This window comes from Nocardiopsis sp. iso_238 (assembly GCF_056173325.1).
On sequence record NZ_CM149668.1, the window covers coordinates 1,619,958 to 1,638,896 of the forward strand.

Annotated in this window: 13 protein-coding genes; 7 read left to right on the plus strand and 6 right to left on the minus strand. The window is 70.7% G+C overall.

The genetic code is table 11. The annotated features are described in order from the left end of the window. The first annotated feature begins 135 nt into the window (after positions 1-135). From AC0VYL_RS07255 to AC0VYL_RS07265, 3 genes are read left to right on the plus strand one after another with little or no spacing between them, the layout of a single operon-like run. Positions 136-2,649: an AAA family ATPase gene (locus tag AC0VYL_RS07255; protein WP_475482664.1), complete on the plus strand. Its 2,514-nt coding sequence runs from the start codon at positions 136-138 to the stop codon at positions 2,647-2,649. Between the two features lie 35 nt (positions 2,650-2,684). After that, a complete protein-coding gene (locus tag AC0VYL_RS07260; RefSeq protein ID WP_475482665.1) occupies positions 2,685-3,419 on the plus strand; it encodes a nucleotidyltransferase family protein in 735 nt (244 codons plus the stop codon). Positions 3,420-3,463: 44 nt separating this feature from the next. Continuing rightward, a complete protein-coding gene (locus tag AC0VYL_RS07265) occupies positions 3,464-4,261 on the plus strand; it encodes a tyrosine-protein phosphatase (protein ID WP_475482666.1) in 798 nt (265 codons plus the stop codon). Here AC0VYL_RS07265 and AC0VYL_RS07270 read toward each other — a convergent pair. The 3 genes from AC0VYL_RS07270 to AC0VYL_RS07280 all read right to left on the minus strand — a co-directional run bounded on the left by AC0VYL_RS07270 (position 4,239) and on the right by AC0VYL_RS07280 (position 8,307). Next, positions 4,239-5,813, minus strand: a complete 1,575-nt coding sequence (locus tag AC0VYL_RS07270) for a serine/threonine-protein kinase (protein WP_475482667.1) — start codon at positions 5,811-5,813, stop codon at positions 4,239-4,241. The genes AC0VYL_RS07265 and AC0VYL_RS07270 overlap by 23 nt on opposite strands. A gap of 346 nt (positions 5,814-6,159) precedes the next feature. Next, positions 6,160-7,773, minus strand: coding sequence for a hypothetical protein (locus tag AC0VYL_RS07275; RefSeq protein ID WP_475462968.1), 1,614 nt, complete (start codon positions 7,771-7,773; stop codon positions 6,160-6,162). Positions 7,774-8,022: 249 nt separating this feature from the next. Continuing rightward, the gene (locus AC0VYL_RS07280) at positions 8,023-8,307 is read right to left on the minus strand and encodes a three-helix bundle dimerization domain-containing protein (RefSeq protein WP_475460576.1); all 285 of its coding nucleotides are present in this window, start codon (positions 8,305-8,307) and stop codon (positions 8,023-8,025) included. A gap of 580 nt (positions 8,308-8,887) precedes the next feature. On the opposite strand from AC0VYL_RS07280, the gene AC0VYL_RS07285 reads away from it, so the two are divergent. Both AC0VYL_RS07285 and AC0VYL_RS07290 read left to right on the plus strand, forming a co-directional pair. After that, the gene (locus AC0VYL_RS07285; RefSeq protein WP_475482668.1) at positions 8,888-10,945 is read left to right on the plus strand and encodes a SpoIIE family protein phosphatase; all 2,058 of its coding nucleotides are present in this window, start codon (positions 8,888-8,890) and stop codon (positions 10,943-10,945) included. Positions 10,946-11,141: 196 nt separating this feature from the next. Beyond that, positions 11,142-12,812 carry an RNA polymerase sigma factor gene (locus AC0VYL_RS07290; RefSeq protein WP_475460580.1) on the plus strand — a complete coding sequence of 557 codons (1,671 nt, stop codon included), beginning with the start codon at positions 11,142-11,144 and terminating at the stop codon, positions 12,810-12,812. Positions 12,813-13,108: 296 nt separating this feature from the next. On the opposite strand, the gene yaaA is transcribed toward AC0VYL_RS07290, so the two are convergent. Continuing rightward, a complete protein-coding gene (gene yaaA / locus AC0VYL_RS07295; protein WP_475482669.1) occupies positions 13,109-13,903 on the minus strand; it encodes a peroxide stress protein YaaA in 795 nt (264 codons plus the stop codon). 103 nt (positions 13,904-14,006) lie between these two features. Here yaaA and AC0VYL_RS07300 point away from each other — a divergent pair, with 103 nt between their 5' ends. Beyond that, positions 14,007-14,699, plus strand: coding sequence for a GNAT family N-acetyltransferase (locus AC0VYL_RS07300; protein WP_475460584.1), 693 nt, complete (start codon positions 14,007-14,009; stop codon positions 14,697-14,699). Between the two features lie 106 nt (positions 14,700-14,805). Here AC0VYL_RS07300 and AC0VYL_RS07305 read toward each other — a convergent pair whose 3' ends face one another. After that, the gene (locus AC0VYL_RS07305) at positions 14,806-15,030 is read right to left on the minus strand and encodes a DUF7455 domain-containing protein (protein WP_475460586.1); all 225 of its coding nucleotides are present in this window, start codon (positions 15,028-15,030) and stop codon (positions 14,806-14,808) included. Positions 15,031-15,523: 493 nt separating this feature from the next. Between AC0VYL_RS07305 and AC0VYL_RS07310 the strand changes: the two genes are divergently transcribed. Next, positions 15,524-17,629, plus strand: coding sequence for a DNA gyrase/topoisomerase IV subunit B (locus AC0VYL_RS07310; protein ID WP_475482670.1), 2,106 nt, complete (start codon positions 15,524-15,526; stop codon positions 17,627-17,629). Between the two features lie 59 nt (positions 17,630-17,688). Here the strand turns inward: AC0VYL_RS07310 and cds1 are convergent, their stop codons facing one another. Continuing rightward, positions 17,689-18,816, minus strand: coding sequence for an L-cysteine desulfhydrase Cds1 (cds1, locus tag AC0VYL_RS07315; protein ID WP_475460590.1), 1,128 nt, complete (start codon positions 18,814-18,816; stop codon positions 17,689-17,691). Between the last annotated feature and the right edge of the window lie 123 nt (positions 18,817-18,939).

Genomic DNA, 18,939 nt, shown 5'->3' on the forward strand with positions numbered 1-18,939 from the left:
TCCTGGACCGTGCCCGCCGAGCACGGGCCCAGAGGAAGACGACCTGGCCCACGGCCGGATCGCGGGTGTCGGCCCCCTCCGACCCCGGCCCACCCCGGGCCGACCACGCGACCCCCACGCAGGAAGGGGCTACGGATGACGCGCGAGACGCTCTCCACCGCCGCCGCGCAGCCGGACCGCGCCTCGGGACTGGACCGCCTACGCGCCGCCTACCACCGGGTTCCGCTCGGGCGCCGCCTGGTGGCGGCCCTGGTCGTGCTCACGGTGGCCGCCGTCGTGGCCTTCGTCCTGAGCCTGCCCGTGCTCAACGTCCTGCTCGGCACGCTGCTGGCGCTGGTGGCGTTCTCGGCCCTGATGCGCTCCCTCGACGCCCTCCTCACCGTCGTGGTCTCGGTGGTCTGGCTGGCCATCGCCATGCCGCTGTTCCAGATCCCCCTCACCGGCGAGCCCGTCACCCTGCTGGTCCTGCCGCTGCCCCTCCTGGTGGTCCTCGCGGCGGGTCGCGCCCGGGAGTTCCCCGCCTGGCACACCGCCCTGCTCTCGCTCACCGCCGGGCTGGTCGCCGGGTTCTCCGTGGCCCTGTTCGGCATGATCGTCGAACCCTTCCCCGCCGGAGCGGGGATCGCCGCCCTCTACGTCGCCGCGGGAGCCTGCCTGCTCTGGCGGCTGGTCGCCTCCGGACAGGTGGCCAAGGAGAGCCGGGAGAACGACGAGAAGCGGAGGAACAGCACCTCCAGATCCGGGCCGGGGCCACGGGACACCCAGGCACCCCGGGGGAACACCTCCGGGAAGCCGGGCCGGAACGGCACCCCCGGCGGTCCCGACGGCCAGGCGGGCGCCCAGGGCCTGCGCGGCCGGGGCTCCGACGCCCCGCGCCGTGGCGCGGCCGCCGCCGACGGGGAGGAGGAGCCCGTCCCCGTGGACGTGGCGCTGGCCGAGCTGGAGGGCATGATCGGCCTCGACCCCGTGAAACAGCAGGTCCGGGGGATCGCCGCCTCCATCGAGGCCGCCCGGCTGCGCGCCGACGCCGGACTGTCCGTGGAACGCCCCCTGCGCCACCTGGTCTTCTCCGGGCCGCCCGGCACCGGCAAGACCAGCGTCGCCCGCACCCTCGCCACGATCTTCCACTCCTTCGGCCTCCTGCCCACCTCCCGGGTGGTCGAGGCCCAGCGCGCCGACCTCGTGGGCGAGTACCTCGGTGCCACCGCCATCAAGACCAACGAGCTCATCGACAGCGCCCTGGGCGGGGTGCTGTTCGTCGACGAGGCCTACTCCCTGGTCAACGAGGGCGACGGCCAGGCCGACCGGTTCGGCAACGAGGCCGTCCAGACGCTGCTCAAGCGGGCCGAGGACGACCGCGACCAGCTGGTCGTCATCCTGGCCGGGTACGAGAAGGAGATGGACGCCTTCCTGGCCACCAACCCCGGCCTGGCGTCCAGGTTCTCCACCCGCATCAGCTTCCCCAGCTACTCCTCCGCCGAACTGTTCCGCATCGCGGAGACCCTCGTGGCCCAGCGCGGCGACCTCCTCGACCCCGACGCCGCCCGCACGCTGCGGCGGCGGTTCGACCAGACCGTGCAGCGCGAGGCCGTCGACGAGCTCGGCAACGGCCGCTTCGCCCGCTCCATGGTGGAGAAGGCCTCCCAGGCCCGGGACGTCCGTGTCGTCACCTCCGGGGCCAGCGGCGACGAACCCGCCCCCCGCCCCACCGCCGACGCCCTGGTCACCGTGCACGCGGCGGACGTCGAGTCCGCCTACTCCGAGCTGACCTCGCGTCTTCCGGGGTTCGGGGAGTCCCCCGGCCTGGAGGAGGCGATGGCCGAACTCGACGGGATGATCGGCCTGGAACCGGTCAAGGAGCAGGTGCGCTCTCTGGTCGCCCAGCTGCGCGTGGCCCGCCTGCGCGAGGAGCAGGGACTGCCCCACCAGCCGCCCATGCGGCACTTCGTCTTCACCGGCCCGCCCGGCACCGGCAAGACCACGGTCGCGCGCGTGCTCGGCCGGGTCTTCTCCGCCCTGGGCATGCTGGGCCGCTCCGAGGTGGTGGAGGCCCAGCGCGCCGACCTCGTCGGTGAGCACCTGGGCGCGACCGCGGTCAAGACCAACCGCCTGGTGGACCGCGCCCTGGGCGGGGTGCTGTTCATCGACGAGGCCTACTCCCTGGTCAACCCGGGGTACAGCGGCGGCGACGCCTTCGGTGCCGAGGCCATCCAGACCCTGCTCAAGCGGGCCGAGGACGACCGCGACCGGCTGGCGGTGGTGTTGGCGGGCTACACGGACGAGATGGACCGGTTCCTGGCCTCCAACGCCGGGCTGTCCTCCCGGTTCAACGTGCGGGTCCGGTTCCCGTCCTACAGCCCGGACGAGCTGTCCGAGATCGCGGACACGGTGGCCGCGCGCACCGGGGACGCCTTCGACGACACGGCCCGCGAGGACCTGCACAGCATCTTCACCCACGTCTGCGAGACCGGGTGGATCGACGAACTGGGCAACGGACGCTTCGCGCGGTCCCTCTACGAACGGGCCTGCTCCCACCGTGACCTGCGGGTCTCCCAGGAGGTGGGGGAGTCGGCCACCGCCGCCGAGCTGACCGTGGTCACCAGCGAGGACGTACGCAGGGCCTACTCCGACGCGACCCAGCAGAGCTAGGGAATCCCGGACCCCGCCCTGCTACTGTCCAGTACATGACCGCTGCACCCACATCCTCCGAGTCCCCCGTCAGGCAGGCGCTGATCCTCGCTGGAGGACAGGCCACCCGGCTGCGGCCCTACACCGACACCCGCCCCAAGGCGATGGTGGAGGTGGCCGGACGGCCCATCATCGACTACCAGCTGGAGTGGCTGGCCTCGCACGGAGTCGAGCAGGTCGTCGTCTCGTGCGGCTACAAGGCCGAGGTCCTGCGCGAGCACCTGGAGAACCGGCCGGACGGCCCCGAGATCACCCTGCTGGTCGAGGACGAGCCGCTGGGCCGGGGCGGCGCCCTGCGCTACGCCGCGACCGGGCTCCGCGACCCCGGGGCCCCGTACTTCGCCCTCAACGGCGACGTGCTCACCTGGTTCCCGCTGGACGAACTCACCCGGCGCCACCGTGCCAGGGGCGGCCTCGGGACCCTGGCCCTGGCCCAGTTCCGCACCACGTGGGGCATCGTCGACGTCGACGGCGACGACCGGATCGAGGGTTTCACCCAGAGCCCGCTGCTGCCGGTGTGGATCAACGCGGGCGTCTACCTGTTCGAGCCGGGCCTGACGCCGCTGCTGCCGACCAGGGGTGACCACGAGTCCTCGACCTTCCCCGACCTGGCCAAGGAGGGGAAGCTGACGGCCTACCGGATCGACGGTTTCTGGCGCGGTGTGGACACCGCGAAGGACGTCAAGGAGGCGGGCGCGGAGATCGAGGCCATGCGCGGGACCGAGGGCTGAGCGCCCGCCCGATCGGAATCGCGGGGTGACGGGGCACCGGGGCGGTGGGTATCGTCTGCGTCGTGACGAATGACGGTTTCCTCCTCTCCAGTGCCCCCAACTTCCGTGACCTCGGCGGCCACCGCACGAGGGAAGGCCGTACCGTGCGCGGCGGTCTCCTCTACCGTTCCGACGCCCTGCACACCATCGCGGACCACGACCTCCCCGTGTACCAGGGGTTCGGCATCCGCCAGCTGATCGACCTGCGCACCCACCACGAGCGCGACCGCCTGCCCGACGTCGTCCCGGAGGGCGCCGAGTACGCCGCCGTGGGCGTCCAGAACGCGGAGGCCGCGGGCGCCAACTTCGTCGACCTCCTCGCGGACCCCGACCGGGCCAGGGCCATGTTCGGTGACGGAGCGGCGGAGCGGTTCATGCTGGAGGTCTACCGCGCCCTCGTCTTCGACACCGAGGCCCTGGACGGCTACCGCGACCTGGTCGAACGCGCCGCCAAGGGGCCGACGGCCCTCGTCTTCCACTGCAGCGCGGGCAAGGACCGCACCGGCTGGGGCGCGGCGCTGCTGCTCACCCTCCTGGGGGTCGACCGCACGGCGGTCACCGAGGACTTCCTGGTCAGCAACGAACGCCAGGCCAACACCGACCACTGGATGCGCCAGCTGTCCAAGGACAGCCAGCTCCCGTGGGAGGACGTGGAGCCCATGACCCGTGTCCGCGCCTCCTACCTGGACACCGCCTTCGCCCACGTCGACGAGGTGTACGGCTCCTTCGACGCCTACGTGGCCGACGGCCTGAAGCTCTCCGAGGGGACCCTGGAGGCCCTCAGGACCCGGATGCTCGTCTGACAGTCCGCCCCAGGTTGTGTCGTTCCTGCAGGATGGCCTCCTGCCTGACAACGGATACGAAGCCGTCCACATGGCGCTTTGGATCGTTGAGTGTCAGCTCCCTGCGAAGGGAGACCGCTTCGGCGACGGCGTTCACGGCTTCCTCATGTCGGCCGAGCTCGTCCAGCTCATCGGAGAGACCGTGCAGGAACCCGGCCAGTTTGGGCATGTAGATGATGGGATGTCGGCGGACCAGGGTGCGGAGCAGCTCTGTGGCCTGAGCCAGCACCTCCACGGATTCCTCGCGCTGGTCTGCCGCGTACAGGTCGATGGAGTAGTCGTCCAGGAGCTTGACGAGCTCGGGTGCGTGGACGTCAGGGTCGAAGCCGGGCAGAGCTCGAAGGAGCCTGACGGCCTTCGCCCTGACATCGATGGCTTCCTTCGTCCGGCCCGACTGCGAGAGAGCTCCGGCCTGCCTTCCCAGTGCTTGCGCGAGACCCGGAGTGTGGATCGCGGGGTGCCGCGTGGTGAGTGCACGCCGAAGTGCCACCTCCTCAGCCGCCACCTTCGTGGCCGCCTCCGCACGACTCTGCTCAAGCAGTACCTCAGTCTCGTCGCCCAGTTCCTCCGCACGCGCGAGCAACTGGGAAGTTGACCATTCCCTCAGTCCTTCAGGCCCCAGGGGCAATGACCACACCTTGGAGGCGGGATGAGGAACACTCATGCCTGTGCTGCTCCTCCGCGGCGGCCAGGTGTGGTCTGGTTCGGCACGATCGAGCAGGGACAGAAGCCTTTCGGCAGTGATTCGCTTCCCAGGATCGCGTTGCCAGCACTGGGTGATGATGGTGCGCAGGGGTTCGGGCACGCTCTCCGGCACCTCAGGGCGTTTGGTGAGCAGGAGTCCGACGCTCGCCAGGGCGGTGTCGCCTTGGAAGGGGTTGGAACCAGTGGCGGCGAAGCACAGAACCGTGCCCAGAGCGAAGATGTCGACAGCTGGGCTCACCTGGGGGTCCTTCGCCTTCACCTGCTCCGGCGCCATGTAGGAGGGGGTCCCCAGGATCGCTCCGGTGTGGGTGATCCGGGTGTCCTCGTCAGGACGGGCGATGCCGAAGTCGATGATCCTCGGCCCGTCCTGTGCCACCAGGATGTTGGCGGGCTTGAGGTCACGGTGGGTCAGCTTGTCGGCGTGGATCGCCTGAAGGCCTTCGGCCAACCCTGCGGCCAGGACCTTCAACGAGCTCACGTCGAGTGGCCCGTAGGAGGTGATCAGCCTTGCCAGCGAAGGCCCCTGAATGTAGTCGCTGGTGATCCAGGGTTCCGCCGCCGCGGTGTCGGCCTCCACCACCTGCGCGGTGTGGAAGCCGCCCACGCGACGGGCCATCTCGACCTCGCGGGTGAAACGGGCACGGAACTCCGGGTTGCGGACGTGTTCGGCCCGGATGGTCTTGACGACCACCTTCCTGCCGGAGACCGTTCGGCCCAGGTACACACGGCCCATCCCACCTTCGCCCAGGCGGTGGGTGAGTCGGTACCGGCCGATCCGTTTCGGGTCACTGGGGTCCAGGGGGTCCACTCTGCTCGCTCTCCAGTTCATCGGGGGGAGGCCATTGTCCCAACGGCAGTGGTTGGGACGGGCCAGAAGCGGGGGAGGTTCGTGGAGGAGGACGCGTGTCGGTTTCCGGCCGAGAGAACACGGGCCGATGGCAGGTGCCCGCCCCGACCAGGTTCCACCGGTCACTCTCCAGCGGGTCGGCGACACCGGGGCTCGCCTGGGGCCGCCGAGCAGGCACGTGAGGCAGGTCGCCGTGGGCCTCCCGGGCGGACGTTTCGACACCGCCGCTTCGAGTGGTGTGGCGCCGGGCCAGGGACCTCACCAGCCCCGGCCCCGGGTGCGTGGACACCCCGGTGGGCCGGTCGCCCTACAGCGCGTCGAGTCTCCGGCGGAGGTCGCTCTCACTGGTGGCGCTGAACAGCTCCTCCGTGAGGGTGGCCAGCACCGTCGCGCGGTCCTGGCCCCGGTCGAGCATGCGGCGGGCCGCCGCCCACAGGTTGGCGGGACGGCCGTCCCAGAGTCTCTTGGCCAGGCGTTCGTGCCGGTCCAGCTCGCGTTCCCGCTTGGGGTCCAGGCCGGTGACCGGGCGGTACCAGCGGTCCTGCCCGGTGGAGTGGTGGCGCCCGCTGTGCGGGGTGGCGGCCTCGTACTCGCCGTAGTGGTCCAGTCTCAGCAGGGCCCTGCGGCCCCTGGAGGTGTCCGGGGCGAACTCCTCCGGGGCGCCGGTGACGATCTCGCTGGCCAACAGGGGGAACGCGAACATCCGTCGGGCCAGGGACGCGAAGTCGCCGTCGGGGAGCAGCCGCCGGACCGCCTCCTGGCGCAGTCCCAGGGGCCGGGCCGGGTCCCGGTAGGTCGCGGCGAAGGCCGAGATGGTCTCCCACACCGCGTCCAGCGTGGCGCCCACGGCGACCTCCGGGAGCTGGGAGCGGGCACCGGCCCAGCGCACCCAGGCGGCGAGGACGTGCGGCATGGCCTCCTGCTCCTCGGGCAGCAGCACCACCCGGCCGGGCAGCCAGTGGAGCAGGAACGACTCCACCTTGCGGGGGCTCACGCGCAGCGGTCGGCCCGAGTCCACGTCACAGCCGTGCGCGATGATGTGGTCCGCGCACCGGCTCGCCGCGTAGGAGTCCGACAGCTCCGCCGCCTGGTCCGAGGCGAGGAAGCGCGCGGCCAGCACCGCGCGCCGGTCGCGCCGCCAGACGGGGACCGGCGAGGCCGCGACCCCCTCGGGAGGCAGGGGGAGCCGCTGCACCCGGGACACGGCTAACGCGAAGTGCGAGGCCAACGACCCACCGGTGAGGTCGGCGGCGGAGATCCCGACCGGTTCCACGGTCGGTCCGGTCGAGGGGTCCGCCACCGCACCCGTGACCACCCGTTCCGTGCGCTCCAGCGCTCGGGAGAGCAGGGACCGCGCCTCGCTCAGCTCCAACCGCTCGAACCGGGCCAGGTCGTCGTTCTCGGCCCGCTCGCGGCACTGCTCCAGCAGCAGCTCCACCTTGGTGGTGACCCAGGCGTCCCGGAGCAGCCCGCCGCTGTTGTGGTCCAGGACCAGGATGAGCGCGTGCTCGGGCGGCATCGCGCCGTCACTGTCGGGCGCGTCCCGGCTGAACACGCACACGACGTCGTCGGTGTCACCGAACCGGTCGCCGTTGACGTAGGCGGCCACGGGGGAGACCGCGCCCAGCTGGGCGGCCCAGGCCGGTGCCTGGAGCCCGCGCTCGCGCAGGGCGATCATCCCCTGCTCGGCCAGTTCCCGCTGGGAGGGCGAGGTGCCCAGCGCGGTGATCGCGGCCAGCACGCCCAGCCCGGCCGGTTTGCCGGAGGCGGTGGCGTGCGTGATCAGCCCCTCGCCGAGCAGCCGCTCCACGTCCACCCCGGGCAGCCGTTCACCCCACCAGGAGCCCAGGAGCGCGCTGAAGGCGAGCTCCGCGTCGAGCGGGTGCCGCATGGCGAGCAGGGCTCTGGCCGCGCGCAGCATCTCCTCGAAGGCGGCGGCGGGGACGTCGGGGCCTGTGGGTGAGGGTGAAGGGGATGGCACGAACTGAAGCGTATGCCAGCGGGAAGCGGGTCCGCTCCCGCTTGTGGACAACCGGTCCGGGAGGGGCCGGTCGCGGGGACGTGGCGGGCCGCGGCACCGTACGGCCCGCGGCGGGCTCCCGTGTGCGGGCGGCGCGACAGCCGGGCGCGGTTCCCATGGGGTTCGTGCCCGGCTGTCGTGCCACCGGCGTCAGCGCGGTTCGGGTACCGCGCGGTGGCCGGTGAGCAGGGTGGTTCCCGGGCGGCGGACGGTCTTGCGGACCGTGGAGGGCGGCACCGAGTTCACCATGGCCTCCAGGTGCTCACGGGCGACCCGCTCGACGAGGTGCGGTGTGACCGTGATGCCCAGGTGTTCGGCGCAGTGCCAGGTGTCGCTGACACAGCGCTCCACGCAGCGGGGCGACAGCCCGCTGAACTCGTCGTGAAGCCGTGCCGAGATCTGTCTGAGATCCTGGACCGGGAAGGTCTGGAGCATTCTCGCTCAACCCCTAGCTGATGGTGGCCTGGACGGTGACCTCCACCTATTCCACTTGTTCTGAGCGGACAGTCAACCCCCGTCGCGGCACGCTGTTGATAAAACCTGGGGGAGCTGCCGTTTACCCTGCGGCCTCCGTCGCCGCAGGTCATAGCGGATAAATGGACTATTCGGACATATAACGTTCCCGTTTCGCTGGGTTCTCCGCAAACCGCGACTCCTCACCATCCATCGTGAATTATGGGAAAACACGCCCGCAGGACCCCCGGTCGGCTGTGCCGGGGTGACACCGTGGCCTAACATTTACCTTCCGTGTCCACGGCGGCTCCCCCTCACCGGCGGCCGTTGCGCGTCAGCGGGTGTGTCTTATGCTTGAGCCGTGACAGCGGCCGAGAGGAGTCATGGAGCGTGACTCCTGGGAGCCGCGGAGCCCCCCGACCGGAATCGGCGCCGCGCACCCCGCGCCAGAGTGCCACCGCGAGCGGGTGGCGGGCACGGTGCACAGGGGACCACGCGGTCCAGCTAAACCCCCCATCGAAACCCGGCTGGGGAATCCGACGGTTCCGGAGGTGTCGAGCAGTTGAGCGCCGAGACGTCCATTCCCCCTCCCAGAATCAGCGCGGCGGAACTACCGGACGCGGTGAAGTCCCTCCTCACCGACGCCCCCATCGGCTTCGCGCTCCTGGGCCCCGACGACGTCTTCGTCTCGATCAACACCCGCATGGCCTCCGTCCTCGGCAGCACCCCCGACCGCTGCCTGGGACGCACCCCCGACGAGGCCGTGGAACAGGCCGGTGACCCCGCCGGGGCCACCGCCCACCGCGCCTCCCTGGCCAAGGTCCGCGACACCGGGCGCTCCGTGCGCGGACGCCACCGGACCGCCTCCGGCCAGACCTGGGACCTCACCTGGTTCCCGGTCAACGACCCGGCCGACGGTGCCCGGCACATCGCCCTCATCGCCGCCCACGACCACGAGGACGGGGCCGCCCACCGCGAGGAACAGCGCCTGCGCGCCCTGCTCCAGGCGGGCAACCAGATCGTCTGGTCGGCCGGGTCCGGCGGCGAGGTCCGTGAGGACTGCCCCCAGTGGCGGGCCATCACCGGCCAGGACCTGGACGCCTACCTCGGCCGGGGCTGGCTGGACGCCGTGCACCCCGACGACCGCCCCGGCGTCGAACGCGCCTGGGACGACGCCGTCCTCGACGTCACCCCCTTCGACACCATGTTCCGCGTGCGCACCCGCGCGGGAGGCCACGTCCACTACCGGGCGAGGGCCAACCCGGTCATGGACGGTGCCGAGACCGCCGAGTGGGTCGGCACCCTGGTGGACATCACCAACGAGCGCGAGGCCGACGAACTCCGTCAGCGCCTCAACCAGCAGCTCAGCGAGGCGGCCATGCGTACCGCCCGCCTCCAGAAGGCCACCTCCGACCTGGCCGAGGCGCTCACCGCCGACGAGGTCGTCCAGGCCATGTCCGAGATCGGCCGCTCCGGAGTGGGCGCCGACCACACCTCCGTCGCCCTGTTCGACCGCGACCGGCTGCGCCTGCGGATACTCTCCGCCGACGGCTGCGTGGGCCTGCCCGAACGCGGCTTCGCCCTGGACTACCCGGACGTCGCGGCCCGAGCCGTGGCCGCGCGGGCTCCCCGCCTGGCCGCCGGCCCCGCCGACCTGCGCGAGATGATGGAGCACGCCCCCGAGGTCGAGGACCTGCTGGAACGCACCAGGGAGCGCGCCTGGGTGGCGCTGCCCATGATGGCCGCCGGACGCCCCATCGGCGCCCTGCGCTTCTCGTTCAGGGCCCAGAGGGACGTCACCGACGAGGAGCGCGTCTTCCTGGAGGCGCTCGCGGGGCAGTGCGCCCTGGCCATCGGCCGGGCCATCGTCTACGAACGCGAGCACGGCACCGCCGAGGAGCTCCAGCGCAGCCTCCTGCCCGAGGAGCTCCCCGAGGTGCCCGGTGTGCGCCTGGCCGCCTACTACCGGTCGGGCTCGCAGCACGTGCAGGTGGGCGGCGACTGGTACGACGCCTTCCCGCTCTCCGACGGACGCGTCGCCGGGGTCCTCGGTGACGTCATGGGCAAGGGGATCCAGGCCGCCGCGGGAATGAGCCGGATTCGTAACGCTTTGCGTGCCCTGGCCTTCTCCATGCCCGAACCGGCCGACGTGTTGACCGGTCTCGACCGCATGTTCACGGCCACAGAGGGAATGGATCAGGTGACAACCCTGGTCTACTTCGTCCTGGACCCGGTCACCGGACAGCTCGACCTCAGCAACGCGGGACACCTCCCGCCGCTCGTGGTCGCCGGGAACGCCGGGCCCTCACTGCTCGACACCGAGCCCGACACACCGCTCGGCGTCAGCTCTCCGAGGGGGCATCACAAATTCTTCGTGCAACCCGGTAACACTGTCGCCCTCTACTCCGATGGACTGGTTGAGAACCGCAGACGTTCCGTCGACGCCGGTCTGGACGAGCTCGTCAGGGTCGCGTCGAGGGCCCGTCCCGAGGTGGTGGGCGATCCACAGCAGATGCTGGAGTACCTTGTTGAGAGCATGCTCGATGGGTATGAGCAGGACGATGATGTCACTCTGCTCGCCGTTCAGCTTCCGGTGATCGATTCCGTGTCGGAGCGGTAGACCGTACGAACAAGTCCATTGCTTTGCCTACAGTGAAGAAGCCGCCGCGCCCCGCGAAGCGGAGGTGACCACGGCTTCCCCGCCCAGTGGGGACGATCCCAGGCCGCAGGTGGGAGAGGGTGCAGTGCCCGGTCCCGGCCAATCCGGACCACCGGGTCCGATCAATTCTCGCCACACGTCCGTTCGAGAGGTGTTTGTGTCATCTGCCAGTTCGACTCGCTCGAAGCAGTCCGAGTCACTGCAAGAGCCCGTCATTCAGCAGCTGATCGAGCGTGGGCGGTCCCAGGGCTTTCTTGAGCCCGAGGACGTGCGCCGTGCCTTCGAAGAGGCCGAAATCCCGATGTCGCAGGCGCAGTCCGTGCTCCGCAGCCTCGCCAAGGAGGGCGTGACCGTACTCGTCCCCGAGTCGGCCTCCTCGCGGCGCAAGACCACACGGCGCAAGCCGGCGGCTCCTCGGTCCAGCACCACCACAACCCGCTCGACCACCACCACGAGCCGGGCCGCCAAGCCCGCCCGTGCGGCGGCCGCCCAGGACCAGCCGGAGACGGTCACCGCCGTCGTCGACTCCTCCGAGGGCTCCTCCGCGAAGAAGGCCCCGGCCAAGAAGGCGGCGACCGCGAAGAAGGCGGCCACCCCCAAGAAGACCACGGCCGCGAAGAAGCCCGCCGCCAAGGCCCCGGCCAAGAAGGCGACGGCGACCAAGAAGTCCACGAAGAAGGACCTCGAACTGGCCTCCGACTCCGGTGACTTCGCCGAGGAGGGCCTGGACGACGACCTCGAGCACACCGGCGCCGAGCTGGAGCTGGTCGAGGACACGGCCGAGCCCGAGAAGGAGACCAAGCCGGCCAAGCCCGAGACCGTCGGCGCTCCCGTCAAGCCGAGCAAGGACGACGACTCCTTCGTCCTGTACGACGATGACGACGACGCCCCCGCCGCCCAGGTGGTCGCGGCCGGTGCCACCGCGGACCCGGTCAAGGACTACCTGAAGCAGATCGGCAAGGTCCCGCTCCTCAACGCGGAGCAGGAGGTCGAGCTCGCCAAGCGCATCGAGGCCGGGCTGTTCGCGGAGGAGAAGCTCTCCGAGGAGAACGACGTCCTCACCTTCGAGCTCCGCGACGAGCTGGAGTGGATCTCCGAGGACGGCGGCCGCGCCAAGAAGCACCTGCTGGAGGCCAACCTCCGTCTGGTCGTCTCCCTGGCCAAGCGCTACACCGGTCGCGGCATGCTGTTCCTGGACCTGATCCAGGAGGGCAACCTCGGCCTGATCCGCGCCGTCGAGAAGTTCGACTACACCAAGGGCTTCAAGTTCTCCACGTACGCCACGTGGTGGATCCGCCAGGCGATCACCCGCGCGATGGCCGACCAGGCCCGCACCATCCGTATCCCGGTGCACATGGTCGAGGTCATCAACAAGCTGGCCCGCGTCCAGCGCCAGATGCTCCAGGACCTGGGCCGCGAGCCCACCCCGGAGGAGCTGGCCAAGGAACTCGACATGACCCCGGAGAAGGTCGTCGAGGTGCAGAAGTACGGCCGCGAGCCGATCTCCCTGCACACCCCGCTGGGCGAGGACGGCGACAGCGAGTTCGGTGACCTCATCGAGGACTCCGAGGCGATCCAGCCGGGCGAGGCGGTCAGCTTCACCCTGCTCCAGGAGCAGCTGCACTCGGTGCTCGACACCCTGTCCGAGCGCGAGGCCGGCGTGGTCTCCATGCGCTTCGGGCTCACCGACGGTCAGCCGAAGACTTTAGACGAGATCGGCAAGGTCTACGGGGTCACCCGTGAGCGCATCCGGCAGATCGAGAGCAAGACGATGTCGAAGCTCCGTCACCCGTCGCGCTCCCAGGTGCTCCGCGACTACCTGGACTAGTCAGCCGGTCCAGGAGCAGACCCACGCTTCAGGCTGAGAAGCAGAACAGGCGCGCCCTCCCGAGATGAATCGGGAGGGCGCGCCTGGTGTTCGTGCCCCCTGTCATGCTCACGGGTGTGGCGACGCCCGCGTGTCCCTCGCATGCCATCAGGCACTCACTGTCCCCGCACGGAGTCCGATCTCCATCCGATGCGCACCATGCTGCCCCACGTGCTGTAGGTGCGGCATAAAGGTGGTCTGGTCCAGTTATCCGCGCTGTTCGTCCTGTTTGACCTGCGGTGGATCCGGGGCGCGGATCAGTCGCGGACGACGACGTCCATCGTGCGCGCCGTGCCCGGCTTCGCGGCGGGCGGCAGTTCCACGGTGTGCCCGAGGTCGCGCAGCGCCGCGACCAGCTCCTCCGGGCTCTCCGCCCGGACGTCCTCACTGACCAGTACGCGGGCGATGTCACCCCGGGTGGCCTTGGCCATGTGGCTGACCACGGACCGCTTGGTCACGCCCCCGACCTCGCGCTCGCGCAGCACCCGCACCGCGACGGTCCGCTCGGCGGCGGCGCCGGTCGGCCGGAACGCCGTCGCGTAGGCCGACGACCGGCAGTCCACCAGCAGACGGTCCCGCGTGAGCTCGCCGAGCGGGCCGGTCATGGCCCCGCGCCAGTACGTCCCGAGGGCACCCAGCGGCGGCAGCCTGACCCCCATGGACAGGCGGTAGGGCGGCAGCCGGTCGGCGGGGCCCACCACGCCCCACAGCCCGGAGAACACCAGGACCCGGTCCCGGACCCGGTCCCCGTGCTCGGTGAGCAGGCCGGGAAGCCCGAGGCGGTCGTAGAGCACGCCCGTGTACAGGTCGGCGGCGCGCAGGGTGGGCGCCGTGGTCAGGTCCAGGTTGCGCTTGAGGGCGTCGGTCTGGGAGACCGACAGGCCCAGGACCTCGCGCGCGGCGTCCTCGGGGCCCGAGCAGAGTTCGGTCAGCGCGGTCACGACCCGCTCCCGGCTCTCGGTCAGCTCCGGCAGGGTGAGCGCACCCGGGTCCAGCGCGGGGCCCTCGCCGGAGGTGGCCTTGCCCTCGGAGGGCGGGAGCAGGATGAACATGGACTCTCCAGGTCAGGGGTGAGGTGGGACCGTGCCCATGGTAGGGCGTGTACGGCCGGATAGGATGTGCCGCTTCCGACACCGGGGACAGTGAGGGGCGAACATGCACACGTGGGCGGAACGGGTGTCCAGGGACTGGCCCGCCTTCCGGACCGAGTCGCGCGCGGGCTGGCGGTTCGGCCTCGCGGAGGGGTTCACCAAGCGGGCCAACTGCGCCCTGGTGGAGGACCCCGGGGCCGATGTCGCGGAGGTCACCCGGTTCTACCGCGAGCACGGGCTGCGCCCCTGCGTGCAGGTGTGGCCGGGGGAGGAGGCGGTGGACGCCCGTCTGGCGGAGCACGGCTACGAGCGGGTGGAGCCCACGCTGGTACTGGCCAGGGAGCTCTCCGGGCGTCCCGATGCCCCCGGGCGGACCCGGGTCTCGGACGCCCCGACGCCGCGCTGGACGGAGCTCTTCGCGGAGACGGGTGTGTCACCGGAGTGGGCCGAGGGTGTGGTGCGCATCCTCGGGCAGGTGACCACGGGCTACGGGGTCCACGAGGACGGGGACGGCCGGGGCTGCGCGGTGCTGGACGGGGAGTCGGTGGCGATCTGCTCGATGGTCACCGCCCGCGCCGCCCGCGGGCGCGGTGTGGCGGGGGCGATCCTCGGCGACCTCCTCGCCTGGGCCCACGACGGGGGCGCCCGTCGGGCCTACCTGTGCGTGGTGGCCGGGAACGAGGCCGCGCTGCGCCTGTACCGGGGTGCGGGGTTCGAGGAGGTCTCCGGTTACCACAACCGGGTCCTGAGCGACTGAGGCACCGCTCCGGCCCCGCCGGAGCACCGTCCCGGGCACACCCCGGAACGAGGACGGCGGCCCCCGGAATCCGGGGACCGCCGTCGACGTTTCGTGGTCGTCGTGGCTAACGCTCTTCCGCGTTCTTTTCGCTCTTGGTGAGCTTGTCCGTCTCGTCCTGGATGTCCGAGGCGATCTTGCGGAGCGAGTCGTCGTGCTTGCGCATGTGGTGCGCGCAGAACAGGAGTTCGCCGCCGGAGTTCAGCAGCACCCGGACGTACGCCTGTGCACCACAGCGGTCGCAGCGGTCAGCAGCCGTCAGCGGCTGAGTGGGGGCAAGGGTTCCAGTCACTTCGCCATCCTCAATACTCGGCGTTAGTCACCTCTGACAACATCTAACCCGACCCAGACGTTCCCAACCGGGTCCCGTGTACGCCGACAGCGGAATCCGCCCGGTTCGTGTCCGTCTGGTGCCCAATGGGGCAAATTCGTCGGACACGCATCCTCGTAGTTGTTGTACCCCTGGGGAAGGCCCGGCTATCCCCGGAAAACGGGAGTATCCAGGTCGCATCCACCAGAGGTGGTAGTCTCGCGCGGGCAGGCCCGTCCGACCCCCATGTCGGTCCGCTCCGACCCGCACACGGGTGCGTGGAGCCCGTCACGGCGGACCCGGCGTCGACGCCGGAGACCCGCACCCGGGGGACACGACCCCGCCCACACACGGCCGTGCCACGGCAAAGTCCCCGGCTCGCCGTAGCCTGGCCCCCTCAACAGTCGGTGCGGCGCGGTACAAAGGGCACGCACCGCACAGCCACGATGGCCCTCAAGACGCAGGAGATGTCCGAGTGACCGCCTTGACCGCAGCCGTCCACGATCCCGAGGATTACTCCGCTCGGCACCTGTCGGTCCTGGAGGGCCTCGAAGCGGTGCGCAAGCGTCCGGGCATGTACATCGGGTCCACCGACAGCCGGGGCCTGACCCACTGCATGTGGGAGATCATCGACAACTCCGTCGACGAGGCGCTGGGCGGCTTCTGCGGGCGCATCGACGTGACGCTGCACAGCGACGGCTCCGTCGCGGTCAGCGACGACGGGCGCGGAATCCCCGTGGACGACGAGCCCAAGTCCGGGCTCTCCGGTGTGGAACTGGTCATGACCAAGCTCCACGCCGGCGGCAAGTTCGGCTCGGGCTCCTACACCGCCTCCGGCGGCCTGCACGGTGTCGGCGCCTCCGTCGTGAACGCCCTCTCGGCCCGTGTGGACGTGGAGATCGACCGCCAGGGCCACACCCACGCCCTGAGCTTCCGCCGGGGCATCGCCGGACGGTTCGCCGGTGCCGGCCCCGACGCCGAGTTCACCCCGGTGTCCGGCCTGGAGCAGGTCCGCAAGGTCGCCAAGAAGATCACCGGCACCCGCATCCGGTTCTGGCCGGACATGCAGATCTTCCTCAAGGACGCCGAGATCACCCGGGAGAACCTGCTCGACCGGGCCCGCCAGACCGCCTTCCTCGTCCCCGGGCTGACCATCGCGGTGCGCGACGAACGCGCCGAGGGGGAGGCCCCCTACACCGAGGAGTTCCGCTTCGACGGCGGGATCAGCGAGTTCTGCACCTTCCTGGCCCCCGACGACCCGGTCAGCGACGTCCTGCGCATCCAGGGCTCCGGCAACTTCACCGAGACCGTCCCGGTCCTGGACGAGTCCGGCCACATGGTGCCCGCCGACGTCGAGCGCCGCCTGGACGTGGACGTCGCCCTGCGCTGGGGCACCGGCTACGACACCACCGTGCGTTCCTTCGTCAACGTGATCTCCACGCCCAAGGGCGGGACCCACATCAACGGCTTCGAGCGCGCCCTGGTCCGGGTGATCAACGACCAGCTGCGCGCCACCAAGCTCCTCAGGAACAGCGACGACCCGGTCACCAAGGACGACACCCAGGAGGGCCTGACCGCCGTCGTCACGGTGCGCCTGCCCGAGCCGCAGTTCGAGGGGCAGACCAAGGAGATCCTCGGTACCTCGGCGGCCTCCCGGATCGTCTCCCAGGTGGTCGGCAAGGAGCTGCGCGAGTTCCTCACCTCCACCAAGAAGGCGGAGAAGGCCAGGGCCCGCACGGTCATGGAGAAGGTCGTCGGCGCCGCCAAGGCCCGGCTGGCCGCCCGTCAGCAGCGCGAGACCCAGCGCCGCAAGAACGCCCTGGAGAGCTCCGCGCTCCCCGCGAAGCTGGTGGACTGCCGCAGCGAAGGGCTGGAGCACAGCGAGCTGTTCATCGTCGAGGGTGACTCCGCGCTGGGTACCGCCAAGCTCGCCCGCGACTCCGAGTTCCAGGCGCTGCTGCCCATCCGGGGCAAGATCCTCAACGTGCAGAAGTCCTCGGTCGCGGACATGCTCAAGAACGCCGAGTGCGCGGCGATCCTCCAGGTCATCGGGGCCGGGTCGGGTCGTACCTTCGACCTCGACGCGGCCCGCTACGGCCGGGTCATCCTCATGGCCGACGCGGACGTGGACGGCGCGCACATCCGGTGCCTGCTGCTCACCCTCATCTACCGGTACATGCGGCCGATGCTGGAGGCCGGGCGCGTGTTCGCGGCCGTGCCGCCGCTGCACCGCATCGAGCTGACCAACGTGCGGCGCAAGCGCGGGGCCAAGCCCGAGGACCGGTACGTCTACACCTACTCGGACGCCGAGCTCCAGCGCACCCTGCTGGACCTGGAGAAGCGCAAGATCTCCTGGAAGGAGCCGGTGCAGCGGTACAAGGGCCTGGGTGAGATGGACGCCGACCAGCTGGCCGAGACCACCATGGACCCCCGCTACCGGACCCTGCGCCGCATCCGGGTGGAGCAGGCGGAGGAGGCCGCGTCCGTGTTCAACCTGCTCATGGGCAACGAGGTGGCGCCGCGCCGCAAGTTCATCCAGGAGGGCGCCCAGGAGCTGGACCTGGAGCGCATCGACGCCTGACCGTCCCGCGCACGCGAAGGGGCCCGCACCGGCCGGTGCGGGCCCCTTCGCGTTCCCGCTCAGGGGGCCTTCGGAGGCTCCCAGACGCCGTCGGAGAGGAAACGGTCGATCGCCGCCCGGTACGGACCGGGGTCCAGGCCCCGTTCCGACACCCAGGCGTCGTTGTAGTAGCTGTGCTGGTACCGTTCGCCGCCGTCGCAGATCAGGGTGACCACACTGCCCTTGCGGCCCTCACGGAGCATCCTGGCGACCAGGTGCCACACGCCCCACAGGTTGGTGCCGGTCGATCCGCCCGCGCACCGGCCGGTGACGTCGTTCAGGTGGCGCATCGCGGCGATGCTCGCGGCGTCGGGCACCGGCATCATCAGGTCGATCACCGACGGAACGAAGCTCGGCTCCATCCGGGGGCGGCCGATGCCCTCGATCCGGGAGGGCATGCCGGTCGAGTAGTCGGCGGCGCCGGTCACCCAGCCGGGGAAGAACGCCGAGTTCTCCGGGTCCACCACGGCCAGGCGGGTGTGCAGGCGCCGGTAGCGCAGGTAGCGGCCGATGGTCGCGGAGGTGCCGCCCGTGCCCGCGCCCACCACGATCCAGTCCGGATCGGGGTGGCGCTCCATGGCGAGCTGCTCGAAGATCGACTCCGCGATGTTGTTGTTGCCCCGCCAGTCCGTGGCCCGCTCCGCGTACGTGAACTGGTCCATGTAGTGGCCGCCCGACTCGGCGGCCAGGCGCTCGGCCTCGCCGTACATGTCCGGCGGGTTGTCCACGAAGTGGCACCGGCCGCCGTAGCGCTCGATGAGCGCGATCTTCTCCGGACTGGTCCTCCTCGGGACCACCGTGATGAAGTCCAGGCCGACCAACTGCGCGAAGTAGGCCTCCGACACCGCCGTCGAACCCGAACTGGCCTCCACGATCGTGGTGCCCTCGGTGATCCACCCGTTGGCCAGCCCGTACAGGAACAGCGACCGCGCCAACCTGTGCTTGAGGCTGCCGGTGGGGTGCACCGACTCGTCCTTCAGGTACAGGTCGATGCCCCACTCCGGGGGCAGGGGGAACACGTGCAGATGGGTGTCGGCCGAACGCGTGTCGTCGGCGATCACTCTGCGGACCGCCTCGTCCGCCCACGAGCGGGCGCTGTCGGAACACCGGTCGACCCAGGGCAGTTCAGGGTCTGGAATGGGAGCCATGGTGAGGAGGGTACCTGTACCCCTTTGGGCCTCCGCTTCGCTTCGGGTTCGGCGCCGGAGAGTCTGGGTTTCAGCCAGCACGGTGCAAGAGGAGTCAAGCCGCCAGCGAGGAACGAGCCAGGC